Annotated in this window: 17 protein-coding genes and 2 pseudogenes; 11 read left to right on the top strand and 8 right to left on the bottom strand. The window is 39.2% G+C overall.

What is annotated here, in order from left to right; genetic code table 11:
• Nucleotides 1-66 precede the first annotated feature (66 nt).
• Entirely contained in the window at nt 67-306 is a 240-nt protein-coding gene (locus NSQ16_RS10130) for a hypothetical protein (RefSeq protein ID WP_230488342.1), read from the top strand.
• On the opposite strand, the gene NSQ16_RS10125 is transcribed toward NSQ16_RS10130, so the two are convergent.
• Nucleotides 265-621: a hypothetical protein gene (locus tag NSQ16_RS10125; RefSeq protein ID WP_230488188.1), complete on the bottom strand. Its 357-nt coding sequence runs from the start codon at nt 619-621 to the stop codon at nt 265-267. The genes NSQ16_RS10130 and NSQ16_RS10125 overlap by 42 nt on opposite strands.
• A 307-nt stretch (nt 622-928) precedes the next feature.
• Here NSQ16_RS10125 and NSQ16_RS10120 point away from each other — a divergent pair, with 307 nt between their 5' ends.
• From NSQ16_RS10120 to NSQ16_RS10100, 5 genes and pseudogenes are all read left to right on the top strand, one after another.
• Nucleotides 929-1684 (top strand): N-acetyltransferase, encoded by a 756-nt coding sequence (locus NSQ16_RS10120; RefSeq protein WP_003231406.1) that lies wholly within the window; start codon nt 929-931, stop codon nt 1682-1684.
• 39 nt (nt 1685-1723) lie between these two features.
• Complete coding sequence (locus tag NSQ16_RS10115) at nt 1724-1879, top strand: hypothetical protein (RefSeq protein WP_128992965.1); 156 nt, start codon at nt 1724-1726, stop codon at nt 1877-1879.
• 24 nt (nt 1880-1903) lie between these two features.
• Entirely contained in the window at nt 1904-2392 is a 489-nt protein-coding gene (locus tag NSQ16_RS10110) for a YdhH/YoaO family protein (RefSeq protein WP_131227487.1), read from the top strand.
• A gap of 121 nt (nt 2393-2513) precedes the next feature.
• A pseudogene (gene oxdD / locus NSQ16_RS10105) lies at nt 2514-3691 on the top strand (oxalate decarboxylase).
• A 222-nt stretch (nt 3692-3913) separates the two neighbouring features.
• Entirely contained in the window at nt 3914-4219 is a 306-nt protein-coding gene (locus NSQ16_RS10100; RefSeq protein WP_004399414.1) for a membrane protein, read from the top strand.
• A 337-nt stretch (nt 4220-4556) separates the two neighbouring features.
• On the opposite strand, the gene NSQ16_RS10095 is transcribed toward NSQ16_RS10100, so the two are convergent.
• A complete protein-coding gene (locus NSQ16_RS10095) occupies nt 4557-5240 on the bottom strand; it encodes an SOS response-associated peptidase (RefSeq protein WP_029318078.1) in 684 nt (227 codons plus the stop codon).
• Between the two features lie 257 nt (nt 5241-5497).
• On the bottom strand, nt 5498-6535 hold the full coding sequence (locus NSQ16_RS10090; RefSeq protein ID WP_024571748.1) for a polysaccharide lyase family 1 protein: 1038 nt from the start codon (nt 6533-6535) through the stop codon (nt 5498-5500).
• A 172-nt stretch (nt 6536-6707) separates the two neighbouring features.
• Here NSQ16_RS10090 and NSQ16_RS10085 point away from each other — a divergent pair, with 172 nt between their 5' ends.
• Together NSQ16_RS10085 and exlX are read left to right on the top strand one after the other, a co-directional pair.
• On the top strand, nt 6708-7385 hold the full coding sequence (locus NSQ16_RS10085) for a YoaK family protein (RefSeq protein WP_230488187.1): 678 nt from the start codon (nt 6708-6710) through the stop codon (nt 7383-7385).
• 269 nt (nt 7386-7654) lie between these two features.
• The gene (exlX, locus tag NSQ16_RS10080) at nt 7655-8353 is read left to right on the top strand and encodes an expansin ExlX (protein ID WP_003231419.1); all 699 of its coding nucleotides are present in this window, start codon (nt 7655-7657) and stop codon (nt 8351-8353) included.
• A gap of 36 nt (nt 8354-8389) precedes the next feature.
• Here exlX and hpaB read toward each other — a convergent pair whose 3' ends face one another.
• Entirely contained in the window at nt 8390-9841 is a 1452-nt protein-coding gene (gene hpaB / locus NSQ16_RS10075; RefSeq protein ID WP_003231423.1) for a 4-hydroxyphenylacetate 3-monooxygenase, oxygenase component, read from the bottom strand.
• 324 nt (nt 9842-10165) lie between these two features.
• On the opposite strand from hpaB, the gene NSQ16_RS10070 reads away from it, so the two are divergent.
• A complete protein-coding gene (locus NSQ16_RS10070; RefSeq protein WP_230488186.1) occupies nt 10166-11851 on the top strand; it encodes a methyl-accepting chemotaxis protein in 1686 nt (561 codons plus the stop codon).
• A gap of 115 nt (nt 11852-11966) precedes the next feature.
• Here NSQ16_RS10070 and NSQ16_RS10065 read toward each other — a convergent pair whose 3' ends face one another.
• Together NSQ16_RS10065 and NSQ16_RS10060 are read right to left on the bottom strand one after the other, a co-directional pair.
• Nucleotides 11967-12260: a YozQ family protein gene (locus NSQ16_RS10065; RefSeq protein WP_014477001.1), complete on the bottom strand. Its 294-nt coding sequence runs from the start codon at nt 12258-12260 to the stop codon at nt 11967-11969.
• A gap of 42 nt (nt 12261-12302) precedes the next feature.
• On the bottom strand, nt 12303-12425 hold the full coding sequence (locus tag NSQ16_RS10060; protein WP_014477000.1) for a hypothetical protein: 123 nt from the start codon (nt 12423-12425) through the stop codon (nt 12303-12305).
• 68 nt (nt 12426-12493) lie between these two features.
• Here NSQ16_RS10060 and NSQ16_RS10055 point away from each other — a divergent pair.
• A pseudogene (locus NSQ16_RS10055) lies at nt 12494-12611 on the top strand (hypothetical protein); the annotation flags it as partial.
• 88 nt (nt 12612-12699) lie between these two features.
• Entirely contained in the window at nt 12700-13104 is a 405-nt protein-coding gene (locus tag NSQ16_RS10050) for a UPF0715 family protein (protein WP_015714052.1), read from the top strand.
• 414 nt (nt 13105-13518) lie between these two features.
• Here NSQ16_RS10050 and NSQ16_RS10045 read toward each other — a convergent pair whose 3' ends face one another.
• Together NSQ16_RS10045 and NSQ16_RS10040 are read right to left on the bottom strand one after the other, a co-directional pair.
• Nucleotides 13519-13812 carry a hypothetical protein gene (locus tag NSQ16_RS10045; RefSeq protein ID WP_015251960.1) on the bottom strand — a complete coding sequence of 98 codons (294 nt, stop codon included), beginning with the start codon at nt 13810-13812 and terminating at the stop codon, nt 13519-13521.
• Between the two features lie 66 nt (nt 13813-13878).
• Nucleotides 13879-15921, bottom strand: coding sequence for a molybdopterin oxidoreductase family protein (locus tag NSQ16_RS10040; RefSeq protein ID WP_230488185.1), 2043 nt, complete (start codon nt 15919-15921; stop codon nt 13879-13881).
• Between the last annotated feature and the right edge of the window lie 65 nt (nt 15922-15986).

The raw sequence follows: 15986 nt of genomic DNA, 5'->3' as shown, positions 1-15986 counted from the left end.
ACTTTGCCTGAGGAAAAAACGAAACTAATTGTTGGAAAACCAATCATAGCTGAGTCAAATGTCAAAGTGACTGTGATTAATGACTATAGAGAAGAACCAGAGGAGGCCTTTTGGATACTTTATCCGATGGGAGTGAAATGTTTGTCGATGATCACAAAGTCTTTATTGAATACGAATAGAGACTTTGTGACTAACTGCGCATTTCAACTTAACATTTTACTGATAATGACAGTGAAACCTAAACAAGTGCAACCTGTTTCATCATTAAAAACCGCTAATTCCAAAATTTTCTATGTCAAGATTTAGTTTTTTCAATTGTTTCAACAAAACTTCAAATTTTAAGCAATTGCCATTTTTCAATTCTTCTGGAATATCTTCCGGATGAGCAATTACCATCCCGCTCTCAATCCATTGTTTGCGATACAATTGAAATGCAGCCTCAATTAAATGATCAGGAGTTACAATAAAACCTAACCTCACATCATGATCCTCACTGTAGCCAAATTCAAAACCGCAACATGGACAAATGTCAAACGTTTTTTGATACTCGCCTTTATACAAAGGATTTTGAATTAATCCTTTGTATCCGCAAATTAAACAAGAATAACATTTTTCCACCAAGTTTAATTCCCCTTTTATCACTTATTTACTATTGCTGTCCCGTAACAAATATTACTTCAAATAAAAAACTTCGTGTACTGTATTTATAGCATAAGCAGTGCATCTAATCCTCAAAGATGAACACACTTTGGATTTGAAATGGGTGATATAGGAATCAAGATAATATCTGAATAAAAGAAGGGTTTTACAGTTAATTGGCAAAATGGAAAAGAAAAAGTATTTAAGTTGGAACGGGTATTTATTCTATTAGGCATGTAAAGTGTGAAGTTGAATTCCATGTAATTATGTTAAAGGGGGGAAAGAGGAGATGTGCTACATTGAAATCACAAAGGACAATATTGAAGACAATCATATTTGCTGTGCATTAGGCACGAAACAATATGAGCATGCAGTTAATGAAAAGAAGAGATGGCTCAAAGCTCGAATGGATGAAGGATTGGTGTTCTATCGCTTACATGAACGGGCAAAAGTCTTTATTGAATACCTACCTGCGAATGAGGCATGGGTGCCTATCAATGCGCCTAATTTTATGTACATTAATTGTCTGTGGGTGTCTGGCAGATATAAAAATAACGGTCATGCGAAACGATTGTTGGACAAATGTATAGCAGATGCGAAAGCGTGCGGCATGGATGGCATTATCCATATCGCAGGCAAGAAAAAACTGCCCTATTTAAGTGATAAGCATTTCTTTGAGCATATGGGGTTTACTCTACAAGATGAAGCTGCCCCTTATTTTCAATTAATGGCTTTGACTTGGAATGGCCTTGCAGATTCTCCTGCATTTAAGAGCCAGGTGAAAAGTGATTCTATCAATGAAAAGGGGATTACGATATACTATACAGCTCAGTGTCCGTTTGCAGTGGGCATGATAAATGATTTGCGGGAATTGACTGAAAAGAAAGGGGTTCAATTTCAGTCAATTCAGTTATCATCGAAAGAAGAGGCACAAAAGTCACCAGCTATTTGGACAACTTTTAGCGTTTTTTTTGATGGGAGATTTGTGACTCACGAGATCATGAGTATAAATAAATTTGAAAAGTTACTTAATACACTAGCTTGATTTTTAATAATAAAAAGCCATTTTAAGGTTCTTGACTCAATGAAACAAAAAATGCATTTAAGAGCTGTTATACGTTTTAATCTTGTCTTTAGAGAGCACTTTAATTTAAGTCAAAAGTTTAGACAGTCATCTGTTAGATCATTAGCCCTTTCTTATTTTCTTTTCGGTAACATTTTGATCGTATTTTCCTACTAAAAAGTTAGGAAAGTGAGGAAAAACATGAGAAAAAAGAACAATATTAAGAAATGGCTATTGATCATTGCTGGATTCTTGATCATCTGCATCATCACATTATTTGTAATGGTGTCAGGAAACAAAGTGAAATATGAGGGCAGCGGGAAAAGCGGACTGTGGATGTCTAACCTTGAAAAATCAGACAAAACTTCAATTGGACCCAATTATTTTCTAAATCTATATTGGCAGGGGAGTAAGAAGGAAGAAAAGTGGACTGTTGTTGAAAGAATTACTCTGTATGTAGATGGCGAAAAGTATCAAGATGATAACGTAGATGAGTACGACTTATCAGAGTACACAGGTGATGAAATGCCGGGTGGGGGACGCATGGAGGACCATATTTCCACCTTTGATTATATGCCTGAAGATGAAGTGATAGGTCATGATGTATTAGTAAAAGTGGAGTGGAGGACAGGCCAGAAAAAACAGACAGAAGAAATCAAATTACATAAGAAGCCATGGTATAAAAAATAGCTTATTTGATGTATTTGTGACACATTGGTGGTCACTTTTTTATTTGCAGATTCCTAGGCACAGCAATCTAAGATTCTGCATAGGCTGAAATAAAATCTTGTTCATTTCTAAAACGAGGTGCATGCTGTTGGAACAACAACCAATCAATAATGAAGACAGAAACGTGCCGCAGCCTATTCGAAGTGATGGAGCTGGAGCTATTGATGCAGGCCCGCGAAATATGATGCGGGATATTCAAAATCCGAATATACTTGTTCCGCCTGTTACAGATGAAGGTATGATTCCTAACTTGAGATTTTCATTCTCAGACGCTCCCATGAAATTAGATCATGGCGGCTGGTCAAGAGAAATCACTGTAAGACAGCTTCCGATTTCGACTGCGATTGCAGGTGTAAACATGAGCTTAACTGCGGGAGGCGTCCGTGAGCTTCATTGGCATAAGCAAGCGGAGTGGGCTTATATGCTTTTGGGACGGGCACGTATCACCGCTGTTGACCAAGACGGACGAAATTTCATTGCTGATGTTGGTCCCGGCGACCTTTGGTACTTCCCGGCAGGAATTCCGCATTCCATACAGGGATTGGAACACTGCGAGTTTCTGCTCGTATTCGATGATGGAAACTTTTCTGAGTTTTCAACGTTAACCATTTCAGATTGGCTTGCACACACACCAAAAGACGTTCTGTCTGCAAATTTCGGTGTCCCGGAGAATGCTTTCAATCTCTTCCGTCTGAGCAAGTCTATATCTACCAAGGGAATGTGCCGGGATCAGTCGCCAGTGAAGACATTCAGTCACCATATGGAAAAGTCCCCATGACCTTTAAACACGAGCTGTTAAATCAACCCCCAATTCAAATGCCAGGGGGGAGTGTACGAATAGTGGATTCTTCTAACTTCCCAATTTCAAAAACGATAGCCGCTGCACTTGTTCAGATTGAGCCTGGCGCGATGAGAGAGCTTCATTGGCATCCCAATAGCGATGAGTGGCAATATTATCTAACAGGACAGGGACGAATGACGGTATTTATCGGAAATGGGACTGCCCGCACATTTGATTATAGAGCAGGCGACGTTGGATACGTGCCTTCTAATGCCGGACACTATATACAAAACACTGGTACAGAAACATTATGGTTTTTAGAAATGTTCAAAAGTAACCGCTATGCAGATGTGTCACTCAATCAGTGGATGGCATTGACGCCTAAAGAATTAGTGCAAAGCAACTTGAATGCTGGATCAGTCATGCTTGATTCTCTGCGTAAGAAGAAAGTGCCTGTTGTGAAATATCCCGGTACGTAAAGACGTAACAGATCACACACCTTCATATCTTTTTAAAGTAGATAGAGCTGAATTTTGGCCTGTGTTTTATTAAATCCCTATATATACGTTATGTAGGGTTTTTCTGCTTGAATCGTATTGTAATGAGCTTTAAGATGTTAATGTGGAAATGGTAACCATTCGATAATGGGAATTCAATGGCCGATTTCTACCAGTTTGATTGGCTTTAAAGGAGGAGAAGAAATGAAAGCACTCATATTTTTATCCAGTTTGACTGCCATTGGGAGCTCTATATTGGGGCGATGGTTAGGGATGCTGGATGATTCTTATGCTGTTGGCGATGCTTGGTTTATAGGTGTTTTAGCTGGATTGATTTCACTTCTAATATTGATTGACAGTCAAACGATGACAAAGAATTACATAGTAAGTTTAAGTACGATACTAGGCATTCTTGGAGTGGGATTTATATATTTTCCAGCTGCATTCATCAACATATTATTAAGTATTACACTGGATAAACAAAAGAAAGAAGACCTTCATGTAAGATGAAAGAAATTTCATTTAATTCTTAGGAGGGAAAGTGTATGGATTTACCTCTATGGGCTTATATCATATTTGCAATCCACAGGTGCGGCAGGTTTCATAAGTTTAATGTGGTTCAGTTTTTTTGCTGACAAAATAGAAAAGTGAAGCGATTTTATAAAAATGTAAACTATTTTATATGAAAGAGATAACATTGCTTATTTAAGTTTACATAATAAAATTATTTCAAACTGATATTGAAAATAACTAATTGATCTATGTACTAAATATTCATAATTACTAGAGGGATTGGCACCTAAGGAACAAAGCTATTTGACAAGTTCTTGCTAGAGAATTTCAATCACTACATATGATTTTCTGCATCAAGAAGCTCAGCTGAATTATTTTTAGGTGAATTTACTAATGATGAAACCTGGTATGCTTCCATGTCATCAGCATCATAAGGCAGCAGCAAACTTTGCAGATAATCAGGGCTTGTATTTTGGGGGTTAAGCCACTCCTTTTCATGATCATGGGCCAATATAACCGGCATTCGGTCGTGTATATCTTTCATGAACTCATTAGGCTCAGTTGTTATGATGGTGCAGGTATAAAGAGGGTATCCTTGATGTGTGCTCCACTTTTCATATAAGCCAGCAAACGCAAAAAGAGCAGATGATTTCAATTTGATCCGCATTGGGATTTTGGTTTTGGAATCAAGCCGTTTCCATTCATAAAAACTGTCTGCTGGTATGATGCAGCGTTTGCTGACAAGCGGTCTTCGAAAGGCCGGTTTCTCGGTAATGGTTTCGGCTCGAGCATTGATCATTTTATAACCGATCTTTTCATCTTTTGCCCAAGGTGGAATAAGTCCCCATCTAAGCTTGCCTAAGCGATTATTTGATCCATCATTGATGATTGCAAGGATGTTTTGTGATGGTGCGACATTATAGCTTGGCTGGTATTCACTTTTAGGAAAAAATTGATCGATGTCAAACTGGTCAATAATATCATCAAATGCAGAGTACAAAGTAAACCTGCCGCACATATCCATCATCCTTTTTAGGGGTTTTTGAATAGTTTGTGGGACGAACGTTCATTTAATACAGGTCCAGAACAATGATTTCTTTTCACTTGCGATAAACTGGTATAATAAGAAAGCCAGTTAAGAAGTTATTGTGGAAAAGAACATATGCTTTTTTGTTTGACCGACGCTGGATCTTGATGGAGTTACAAGGATCGCTTAAAAATAGCCTATAAGTATAAAAAGAGGCACAGCGTTTTTAACGCAGGGCCTCTTTTATATCAGTAGCCAAATACCAGAGTTGTACTTTGTGATCCGGCATATTTCGTGACAAATTCTTTTGTATATTCCGGCGTTTGAACACGATAGCTATAGTTTGACCCGGGATTCCAAGAAGTCAGCGGAGAGGTTTGCTTGTTGAGTGATGGATAGCTGCCTATGTCTTTGAAATAACCAGTGCCCTTGTCGTCAAGGATGCCGCCTTTTTCACTGCCTTTCCCAAAGTAATTATATTCGGAATATATTTTTGCTTTTGTAGCAATTGTAATCGCCTGGTTAAAATTGTTGCTGTAATTGTTTTTAACATGAAAGTAACCGTATCTCATCAGACCTGGGCCTCTAACATACAAGTTCTCAAAATAATTATTGGCGATTGTCATGTGAGGGTAGCCGTCATATTGATGCTGAGAATCATCCGGGTATCCTAAAATCAAACCGTATTTATGATTCGCAAATTTTGAGTTGCTGATCGTGATATAATCTGCGGATTTTCCGATATACAGGAGTTTGTCCAAATCACTTCCGCTTGCACTATAGCTATGACCTGAGAATGTGACGTGATCAATCCAATAGTTCATACCGGAATCTAAATAAAGCTGGATATCATTATTTCCGTTAATCTGCGGACTGTGTTCAAACGTTAAATTTTGAAAAATGACATTTCCAGAAGCTGATGAAGTTGTTAAATAAATATTTTTCAGCGTTTTTTTCGCGTAAGAGCCCACGAGTGTTTTATTTGAGCCAATGGTAACTGTTGTTTTCGCAGATGCGGAAAGATCATTTTGAAGCACTAAAATTTTCGGAGTGGACCCTCCTAGATGGGTTTTTAAATCATTTACGCTTTGAATGTAAACAATCTGCCCGTTTTTTCCACCCGTTGTGCCCGTTTTAGAAATGCCTTTTTCATTTTTGGCATTTCCGGCAAAACCTAAAAGGCCATTTGTTGAGGTATTCGGAAAATCGGCTGCACCTAATGCTTTTCCAGGCAAGAGAACCAAAAACAAACTAAAGACGGTGAACCATAAACAAAGTCGTTTCATCACAATATGCTTCCTTTCAATTTTAATCATTTCCTTGCGGGGATTATTATTACATTTAATGGAAAGGAATGATAGGTTCTATCTTCCTAATTAATGTTGGGTTACTTAAAAAATACAGATTGCGCCAAAAGACATACTAACAATTAAAATAGAAGAAAGGATTGATACACCGTTGACTGCAGCAGCTTATCGAAACACCTTGCTATCACTTTTATGTTTAACAGCTGGAATCGTGGATGTAATCGGGTATTTAAGCCTGGGACATGTGTTCACAGCTAATATGACTGGAAACATTGTATTATTGGGGTTAGCTATCGGCAAATCCATTCAGGTCACTGTTTTTAATTCCTTGACTGCGCTAATCGGATTTATATGCGGCGTGATCATTGCTACATTGATGGTCGGAAAGGCGGAAAATACCCTTTGGCCTTCTGCTGTGACAAAAGCCCTCTCACTTGAAGCATTCATTTTGTTTGTCTTTGCTTGTCTTTCTTTTTACCGGGCATTTGTTCCTGTGCACATTCTGATTATACTCATGAGCATTTCTATGGGGATTCAAACTACAGCAGCAAAAAAACTGGGGATCGCAGGTATTTCTTCAACTGTGTTGACCGGCACTTTGGCTTCTCTTTTAGAGGATATATCCGGCCGTTTGTTTTTTAAGAAGCAAAAGAAGACTTTCTTAAGAGATACTGTGTTAAGAGCACTGGCTATTATTTTGTATTGTGTGGGGGCTATTATTGTTGCTCTGGCTGAGCCTGATTTTTATCACTTCATTATTTGGGTTCCGATTGTGCTGATATTTGGCATTATGATGACAGCTAAGTTGAAACTGAGCGGGGAAAAATAGCTTTTCCTGTGTAGCTGTTATCAGGCCAACAGCCTGTTTCATTTCGTTATTGTAATGCGAATTTTGAGAGGGGAAAATAAGACATTCGGCTGAAGTGCACATTCGTTCATTTGTATTGGCTTTTTCATAAGTACCTACATTTGATATATGAATGATAGTGAATTTGCCTTAAAATCATCTATGAATCTATTTCCTCTTTCAAACCAGATGGATTGAGTCTTATAATGATAATGATTCTCATTTGAAGTCTGGTTTGAGGAGGACCAAATATGAAAAAGATCATGAGTGCATTTGTTGGTATGGTTTTGTTGACGATCTTCTGTTTTTCCCCGCAAGCTTCGGCAGCATATGACGACCTGCATGAAGGTTATGCAACGTATACAGGGTCAGGTTATTCAGGAGGAGCTTTCCTGCTGGATCCCATTCCTTCCGATATGGAGATTACTGCAATAAATCCGGCGGATCTCAATTACGGAGGAGTAAAAGCGGCACTTGCCGGCTCTTATTTGGAAGTTGAAGGGCCAAAAGGGAAAACAACCGTATATGTTACTGATCTTTATCCCGAAGGCGCTCGGGGAGCTCTTGATCTGTCACCTAATGCCTTCCGTAAAATCGGCAATATGAAAGACGGAAAAATCAATATTAAATGGCGTGTTGTCAAAGCCCCAATCACCGGCAATTTCACGTACCGGATCAAAGAAGGCAGCAGCAGGTGGTGGGCAGCAATCCAAGTCAGAAATCACAAGTATCCTGTTATGAAAATGGAATATGAAAAGGATGGTAAGTGGATCAACATGGAGAAAATGGACTATAACCATTTTGTGAGTACGAATTTAGGTACTGGCTCTCTCAAAGTCAGAATGACTGACATCCGCGGAAAAGTTGTGAAAGACACCATTCCAAAGCTGCCTGAAAGCGGAACGTCCAAAGCCTATACAGTACCGGGCCATGTTCAGTTTCCTGAATAAAAAATACGAAACAGCGGATCTTTTCCCGCTGTTTTTTCAATGTTCTGTATCTGCATGTAAAAATGTTTTAATCATGTTCAACTGCTCCTGCTTTGGATAACTGGTATACAGCCTGCTTGAAATCCGAATAGGATCTCCGAAAAAATATCTTTCGTAGTGAGTTTGTCTAGTTCCGAATGAACTCATTGTTAAATCCCATGCCAAACGGAAAATTTTCACACGTTCTTCAGCATTTGTATTGGTTGCTTGAAGATATTGGTCAAGATCTTCCCGTATCTCTGAGTCAAATGCATTTTCGGTAGGCAGTGTCACCATTCCGCTAGCTCCAATTAATTGTATGATTTCAGTAAATCGAGGATATAGCTTAGGAATGATCGTACTGATGACTTGAAGAGGAATTAAACAGGGGCGCATATAGCCGAATTCATCTAACTGAGCATCATTTTCCGATTTGTCAATGAGGGCTTTGATTGTTTCCAATCCCACAATGATTTCTGAGAGCTTTTCTTGGATGTGCTGATATTCGGAAACATTAATGGTGTCGACAAGAAGCTGTGCAACACCTAATAGAAATTCAATTTTTATCATTTGCCTAATGACAACCTGGTGAAAGGTAAAGGCATGAAAAGAGCTTTTTGTCATAAAATCTTTAGCTGCTTCCACATTATCGTAAAAAAACACACGATTCCACGGCACTAACACATGATCAAAAACCACAATTGAATCCATTTCTTCATACCTTGAGCTTAAGGGATGATTAAAGGAAGAGTCGCTTAATACAAATGATTCTCTTGTGATGAATTTTACGCCTTTTGTATTAGAAGGGATTGAAAAAGCATAAGCTTCATCTGTTTCAAAGAAAAATTTAGGCGCTGAAAAAACCAAGATTTCATCGGTCAACCCGCCTTGTGTTGCAAGCAGTCGTGCGCCATGAATCATTAAACCTTTTTCGGTTCTATCAATGACTTTAGCAGATATCGGTTTTTCACTTAGCCCAAAATAGGACTGTGACCGGTTCACTTGCGGAGTAATGAATGTATGGGTAAAGGAAAGGTCATGCTTAGCAGCTTGTTCATACATATCTAGTATATGTTCAGGAAAGCAATTCTCTTTATCTTTTAGAAGCTCCGCTGACGAAGCAAAGCTCATCATAACCGTATTCATGTAATCCGGACTTCTCCCCATCATTCCATGAGTATGTCTAGCCCAATGTTCAATCATGGTCCTTCTTTTTTTCAAATCATTTTTGGTTTTAGGCTGGAGATAGGAAAGGCCGATTCGATTATGATCTCCAGGAAGGCAATAAGTCATTTCATGTATTAACTCATCCTTTGTTTGCAATTCATAAAGTGAGCTTTTTGTTTTGATTATTCCTTTAAATGCAGGATGCTCAGAAATGTTACCCTTTATTTTTTCGCCATCATACCATATTTCGTTTTCTAGTTTATTCAATCGGTCAATGAATTCTTTACCATTGATGATCCCCATTTAAGTTTCGCTCCTTCATATTATGCTGCGTATTGTATTATATTTTCGAGAAAACAGCCGGTTCAGCCAATTTGAGGTGGGAAAAGCCTTTTTTAGAAAAACGAATAAGAGTGACTTACATACCGCAAAAGACTGCAAATTTTACTTAAGGTTTTTCTGTAAGTTCAGAGACGTAAAGAATTAGCTTATTCATATGAAAATAGCACTATAAAACTTGATAACACGTGTCGATATTATGGACATGAGCGTAAGCGAATTGGATTCAAACGCGCTTGAACATATTTTATTTCAGCCATTACATTGTGCGGAAAGGGAAAACGACACATGAAAGTGAAAACAAAATTGCTGGGGATTATATCAATATTAGTTGTTTCAATTATTGGAATTGGAGGCTCCTCAGTATTTATGATTTCTTCTACTGTGAAAAAGAATGAAGAACTTAAAGACAAAATGGAATTCCAAAAAGAGATAAAACACATCCAATATGAATTGACCGGGTTATCAAATGATGAAAGAGGCTTCTTGATTACCGGAGACAAAGAATACGACGAGGGTATGAAGGAAAAAGCAGACGATGTCTTAAAGAGCCTTGACCGGGTTAATGACTTGATTGATGAAGAGAAGTATCAATCCAATATTGAAGACATTAAGACAAGTTTTACTCAGTATAGAGCTTTGAATCAGCAGGTAGTAACAGCCTACTCTTCAAATCCTAAAAAAGCAGAAACCATCCATTTTGGAGAAGAAAGAACATTAAGAAAAGAAGTCGTAGATCCGGCTGTCAATAAGCTGTCTGATCGCCTGGATCAAGAGGTAGAGGATCTAAAGGATGAAATACAGGGCAATGGGAAAATGAGTCAATCGCTCATTATCATTGTCACAGGGATATCAGTAATATTAGGCATTGTTCTAAGCATAATGCTGTTAAAGTCCATTATGGTGCCACTAAGAAGCATAAATAAGCAGCTAGAGGAAATTGCTCATGGCGACGCTGATTTAACCAAAAAAGTCATTGTGAAAAATAAAGATGAATTTGGTCAGCTTGCCCAATCGTTTAATTCTTTTACTCATTCATTAACTCAAATTGTGAAGCAGATCAGCAGCTCATCTGAACAAGTCGCCGCTTCCTCCGAAGAATTATCGGCAAGCGCGGAAGAATCGAAATCAACATCTGAACATATTTCCCGAGCCATGCAGATGGCTGCCGACAGCAATGTGAAGCAAAGCTCAATGACAGAAAAGAGCGCAGAATCCATCACTGAATTATTAGACAGTATATCATCAGTTGCTTCAAATACAGGGAACATAGCGGATCTTTCTTCTTCGATGAGAGACAAGGCTGAAATAGGCTCTAAGTCCGTCAACAAGATGTTAGATCAGATGAAATTCATAGATAAATCTGTAGATTCAGCCGGCAATGGATTGCAGACATTGGTAGCGAGCACAGCAGAAATCAGCGATATCTCTTCGCTTATCACGACGATTTCAGAGCAGACAAATTTGTTGGCACTAAATGCAGCGATCGAGGCGGCCAGAGCCGGAGAGCAAGGAAAAGGATTTGCTGTGGTGGCAGAAGAAGTTCGGAAGTTGGCGGATGAAACAAATAAATCTGCAAACCACATCCAATCGGTGGTAGCGACCATCCAAAATGAATCGATAGAAACGGTAAATAATATTAAGGTTGTTCAAGAAAATGTGAGCTCAGGTATTGTTCTTTCTCAAGAGGCAACAGGAAATTTCAATGAAATACTGAACCTCGTGGAACAGGTCACTTCTCAAATACAAGAAGTCGCAGCGGCAACTCAACAGCTTACATCAGGCGTTGAAGTGATTCAGCACACAGTTCATACATTGGCCGCTGGAACAAAAGAAACGTCTGCAAATACAGAAGCGGTTGCAAATTCATCACAGGAACAGCTTCATTCAATGGGGGAAATCTCCTATGCCGCAGAATCTCTATCTCAGTTGGCAGAAGAACTTCAAACCGTCATTAATCGTTTTAAATATTAAACAGGCTACTTACGTGCAACCCCCATCTTATTCGGTGGGGGTTGGCTACTTTTACTGTGGTTGTTTCTAAAAACAGAGTTAACTGACTTCTTTTAAGTTAGTTCCGTTTGTATGGCTAGTCCAAATTTTGATCGATTGTCCCTTCAAAATAGTCATCGCTGACCTGTTCATGAGTTTCAGCCAATCCTTTTTCTAATTGCGTGCTTCCTTTATAATCTGAGGGCTCAAAGTATTTCCCGGCAACATCTGTTGTGTCATTTTTGTTTTCTTTGTTATGAGTTTGTGTTTCAGTGTTTACACTTTCTGTCTCAGTATTGCTGCTTATAGATTGCTGAAAATCATATTCCTTGTCTAATGAAGAAAATCTTTTATAATCATCAGGTCTGTCTGCACCGTTTTTTTGAGTCACTTTACTTCCTCCAGATTATTGATATTTTAGTGGGGTAAGAACTTATTTCGTTCTTTTAGGATCAGAACCATGTTTTTTAGGATCATCTGCTTTAAAAGCTGTTTCAGTCTCATGGTCATTTCTCATTTGTTCAATACTTGAATTTTGAATTCCCTTTTTACTCATTGGTTTCACTCCTTTACGAAAAGTGTTGAATATCAACTCTTCTTATTTTGTCTGTTGATCAGGTATTCATTCACTTTTTTCATTCGCGCTTTCGCCAATCAGGAGAGGCGTTTTCATGCCAGCGTATTATCTAATAAAAGAACGTCATTTTTGAAACCTTTTATTAGCGCATTGCGTATAGCCCGTTGGGGAAGACATCTCGATAAAAGAAATACAAAGGTTGTGAATTTATACTAACAGCACTGTGAATAAATCAAACAAGGGGGGTGAAAAAATGAAAAAAATCGCATCATATTATTTAATGACATTAGGGCTATCCAGCCTTACATTTGGTTTGTTTTTAGGGTTTTATTCTTTCGTTATGTATGGCGATATGATAATTGCATTGTTTACGGCAGCAATTGCTTTATTATACGGTTTTGTGGTGTATGGCCTTTTTGCTGTTCCGCTCCAAATGAAGTTGCAGAAAAAAGCGAGAACATTCAATGTCATGTACCTATTGATTTACAGTGTGGTTGCTTTTATCGCAGCTTTCCTGTTTTTTGTTATCAATGAACCTGCGTCAATAGCATGGACATTGCAATCGTACTTTTATTATATGTTAAGTATTGCGGCTGCAGTGATTTACTGGTTATGGGATTCTCTGATCCTTTATAAACGAACAGCTTCCGGCGTATAAAGCAAGCAAATCAGGCTAACGTAGTTTTACCAATCGGAGATATATGGAGGTCAATAAAAATAAAGGGTATTGCACTAACATTGCTGCGTGAATCTAAAAGCTTTAGGTTTCATATTTTTTAAAAAAATCCTCCGCGGATAAAGGCGCAGTATGGGGACATAATGAGAGCACACATTCGAACCGAATAGGTTTTCTAAGTGTTTTACGATACATACGTTCATCAAGATCATCACGTCATCAATGGAATATACAAACTATTGTTGTGGAACGGGCATCTCGAGCTGTTTGAGGAAAGAACATAGATGGTGGTTTATCGTTTTATCAGCGCTTATAGAACAAAGTTTTGGTGGCGGTCAATCCATACAGCTAAACAGAGGAGAGCGTGACAATGAATCTGGCTCTCCTCAGATTTATTTATTCACCCTGATGTTTTTCAACTAATGTGAATGTCCAATCTTTTAACATATGTTTCTGGACATATTTTTTTCCGTTTATTTCAATGTAAGGCAGGTCTGCCATGTCTCCAGCTAACTGTTTTGCTTCAGTCGTTGTTATTCCTAAAAAAAGTCCGATGTAAAAGTAAATATCCCGTTCTTTTATAAGCAAGATATCATTTTGTTCACTACCTTTTGTATGGTTCATCTGCTTTAAGCCTTCACCGATAAAATATCCTGCCAAAGCAATACCAATTCCTAAAAAAACGTCCATGTGTATGCCTCCATTATGTCAATGTTATGTTATACGGGCTTGGCATACTCCGGGTTTCATTATTTTTCAAACCTTTTCAATCTGTACACGGCCTGAAAAAAAGGTGGCACCGCCGCCCATATCGGACAATCGGTCTGGGGTTAGCGCGTTTACAAGCTGTTTTTTTCCTTGTTCATCCGCCCATAATCCTTGGCTGACAACGACACCTGGCAGCACTTGTTCTCCAACTGCAGCGGTCAGCTGGCATTCTCCCCGGCTGTTCCAAATTCGTACAGGTGCCCCATCAACGATTCCGTGTTCTTCAGCATCTTTTGTGTTGATAAAGAGCTTTGGCGTCTTTTCAAGCTTGATGTGTTTTTCATTATTGGAAAATGTTGAGTTTAAGAAATTATGGTTTGGCCCCGGAACATACATAAACGGATGTTCATTATCGGTTACAAGAGGTGTATATGTCGGTAAAGCAGGGAAGCCGTCTTGTTTCATTTTTTCTGAATATAATTCTATTTTTCCGCTTGGCGTTGGAAGTTCGCCCGGAAACAGCGGCTTTTCGCGTTTCGCTTTCATAAATGAATGCTTAGCAAGTGCATCGTAATCAATCTCTGCCAAATGCGGATTATCTGGATGGTCAAGCGCCTGGCGGATTAATTCTTCATCTGAATCTTTAAGCTCCTGATCTGTGAATCCCATTGCTTCAGCCAGTAATCGGAAAACCTCAGTGTTAGACTTGCTTTCCCCATATCTCTCAATCACCGGCTGCTGAAGCTGAATGTAATGGTGCCAGTAGGAGGTGTAAAAATCAGTATTTTCAAAAGCGGATGTTGCAGGCAGTACAATGTCCGCATATGCAGCCGTTTCCGTTAAAAACAAATCATGAACCACAGTAAACAAGTCTTCCCGCAGCAAACCCTGTCTGACTTTGTTTGCTTCGGGCGCGACGACGGCAGGGTTCGTTCCATAAATAAATAGAGAGCGAATCGGCGGGTCTGTTTCCAAAAGCACCTTGCCAAGCTGATTCATATTAAATGACCTCGGGGTGCGCCCTTTCAATAAGTCGGGCCGCTGCAAGGCATTTGTGTTATATTCTAAAATTCCACTGTTATGCTTAATTGCGCCGCCCCCTGTGTGCAGCCATTGGCCGGTGATCGCCGGAAGACAGGCAATCGTCCTGACAATCATTCCGCCGTTATCGTGATGCTGGGGTCCGTTTCCGATTCTGATAAAAGAAGGGGAGGTTTCCCCGTACATTTTTGCCAGTCGGTAAATATCTTCGGTACTGACACCGGTGATCGTCGATACCTTTTCAGGATCATATTGTTTAACGTGTTCACGGAGCTCTTCATAGCCAACCGTGTACTCGGACAAAAATGCTTCATCATGAAGGTTTTCTTTAAATAAAATGTGCATGATGCCAAGAGCAAGTGCACTGTCGGTTCCCGGCTTTATTGGAATAAACCAATCTGCGAGACGTCCTGTTTGATTTTTATGCACATCGATCACGACAATTTTGGCACCTTGTTTTCGCGCTTTTTGGGCGATCGTAATTTGGTGCATGTTTGTACTGACCGCATTGATTCCCCAAAAAATAAATAGTTTTGTATGAATGGTTTCCTCAGGATCGATTCCCGCGCTTATGCCCATTGTATATTTATAGCCTTCAGATCCCGCTTTGCTACAAATCGTCCGTTCAAGCTGGCTTGACCCCATGCGGTAAAAAAAGCGGCGGTCCATTCCTTCAGCTGTCAATTTCCCCATGTTTCCGTAAAAGCTGTAAGGAAGTATGCTTTCAGCTCCCTCTTCATCAATCAGCTGTTTCCAGCGGGAGGTGATCGTATCGATTGCCTCTTCCCAAGAAATCGGTTCAAATATCGCTTGGCCTTTCGCACCTGTTCGTTTGAGCGGTGTAGTCAGCCGCTTTTCATCATATATGCGCTCCGTCATATTCCGGACTTTGTTGCATATGTTTCCGGCTGTGACAGGATGATCAGGGTCTCCTTGCACTTTTACGATCTTCCCGTCTTTTTTATGTATTAACAATCCGCACTGATCCGGGCAGTCCAGCGAGCAAACGGATTTGAAAATGCCGTTTTGTTGTGTGGCAAAAGATTTCATGGCCCAGTTCCTCTCTCTAGTTAGATATTTTGTAAGAATTATAACATTTCGGATCATAACGTCAA

Source organism: Bacillus sp. PS108 (assembly GCF_037963335.1).
Lineage (GTDB): Bacteria > Bacillota > Bacilli > Bacillales > Bacillaceae > Bacillus > Bacillus subtilis.
Note: the sequence above shows the minus strand (reverse complement) of the source record. Positions and strands in the feature narration are given on the sequence as shown.

Excerpts from the sequence above, each read along its gene's own strand:
- NSQ16_RS10110 (WP_131227487.1), top strand. The coding sequence starts at position 1,904 with ATGAGAAAAAAGAACAATATTAAGAAATGGCTATTGATCATTGCTGGA.
- hpaB (WP_003231423.1), bottom strand. The coding sequence starts at position 9,841 with ATGGGGATCATCAATGGTAAAGAATTCATTGACCGATTGAATAAACTA.
- NSQ16_RS10060 (WP_014477000.1), bottom strand. The coding sequence starts at position 12,425 with ATGAGTAAAAAGGGAATTCAAAATTCAAGTATTGAACAAATGAGAAAT.
- NSQ16_RS10070 (WP_230488186.1), top strand. The coding sequence starts at position 10,166 with ATGAAAGTGAAAACAAAATTGCTGGGGATTATATCAATATTAGTTGTT.
- NSQ16_RS10090 (WP_024571748.1), bottom strand. The coding sequence starts at position 6,535 with ATGAAACGACTTTGTTTATGGTTCACCGTCTTTAGTTTGTTTTTGGTT.
- exlX (WP_003231419.1), top strand. The coding sequence starts at position 7,655 with ATGAAAAAGATCATGAGTGCATTTGTTGGTATGGTTTTGTTGACGATC.
- NSQ16_RS10095 (WP_029318078.1), bottom strand. The coding sequence starts at position 5,240 with ATGTGCGGCAGGTTTACTTTGTACTCTGCATTTGATGATATTATTGAC.
- NSQ16_RS10040 (WP_230488185.1), bottom strand. The coding sequence starts at position 15,921 with ATGAAATCTTTTGCCACACAACAAAACGGCATTTTCAAATCCGTTTGC.
- NSQ16_RS10050 (WP_015714052.1), top strand. The coding sequence starts at position 12,700 with ATGAAAAAAATCGCATCATATTATTTAATGACATTAGGGCTATCCAGC.
- NSQ16_RS10100 (WP_004399414.1), top strand. The coding sequence starts at position 3,914 with ATGAAAGCACTCATATTTTTATCCAGTTTGACTGCCATTGGGAGCTCT.
- NSQ16_RS10120 (WP_003231406.1), top strand. The coding sequence starts at position 929 with ATGTGCTACATTGAAATCACAAAGGACAATATTGAAGACAATCATATT.
- NSQ16_RS10045 (WP_015251960.1), bottom strand. The coding sequence starts at position 13,812 with ATGGACGTTTTTTTAGGAATTGGTATTGCTTTGGCAGGATATTTTATC.
- NSQ16_RS10115 (WP_128992965.1), top strand. The coding sequence starts at position 1,724 with ATGAAACAAAAAATGCATTTAAGAGCTGTTATACGTTTTAATCTTGTC.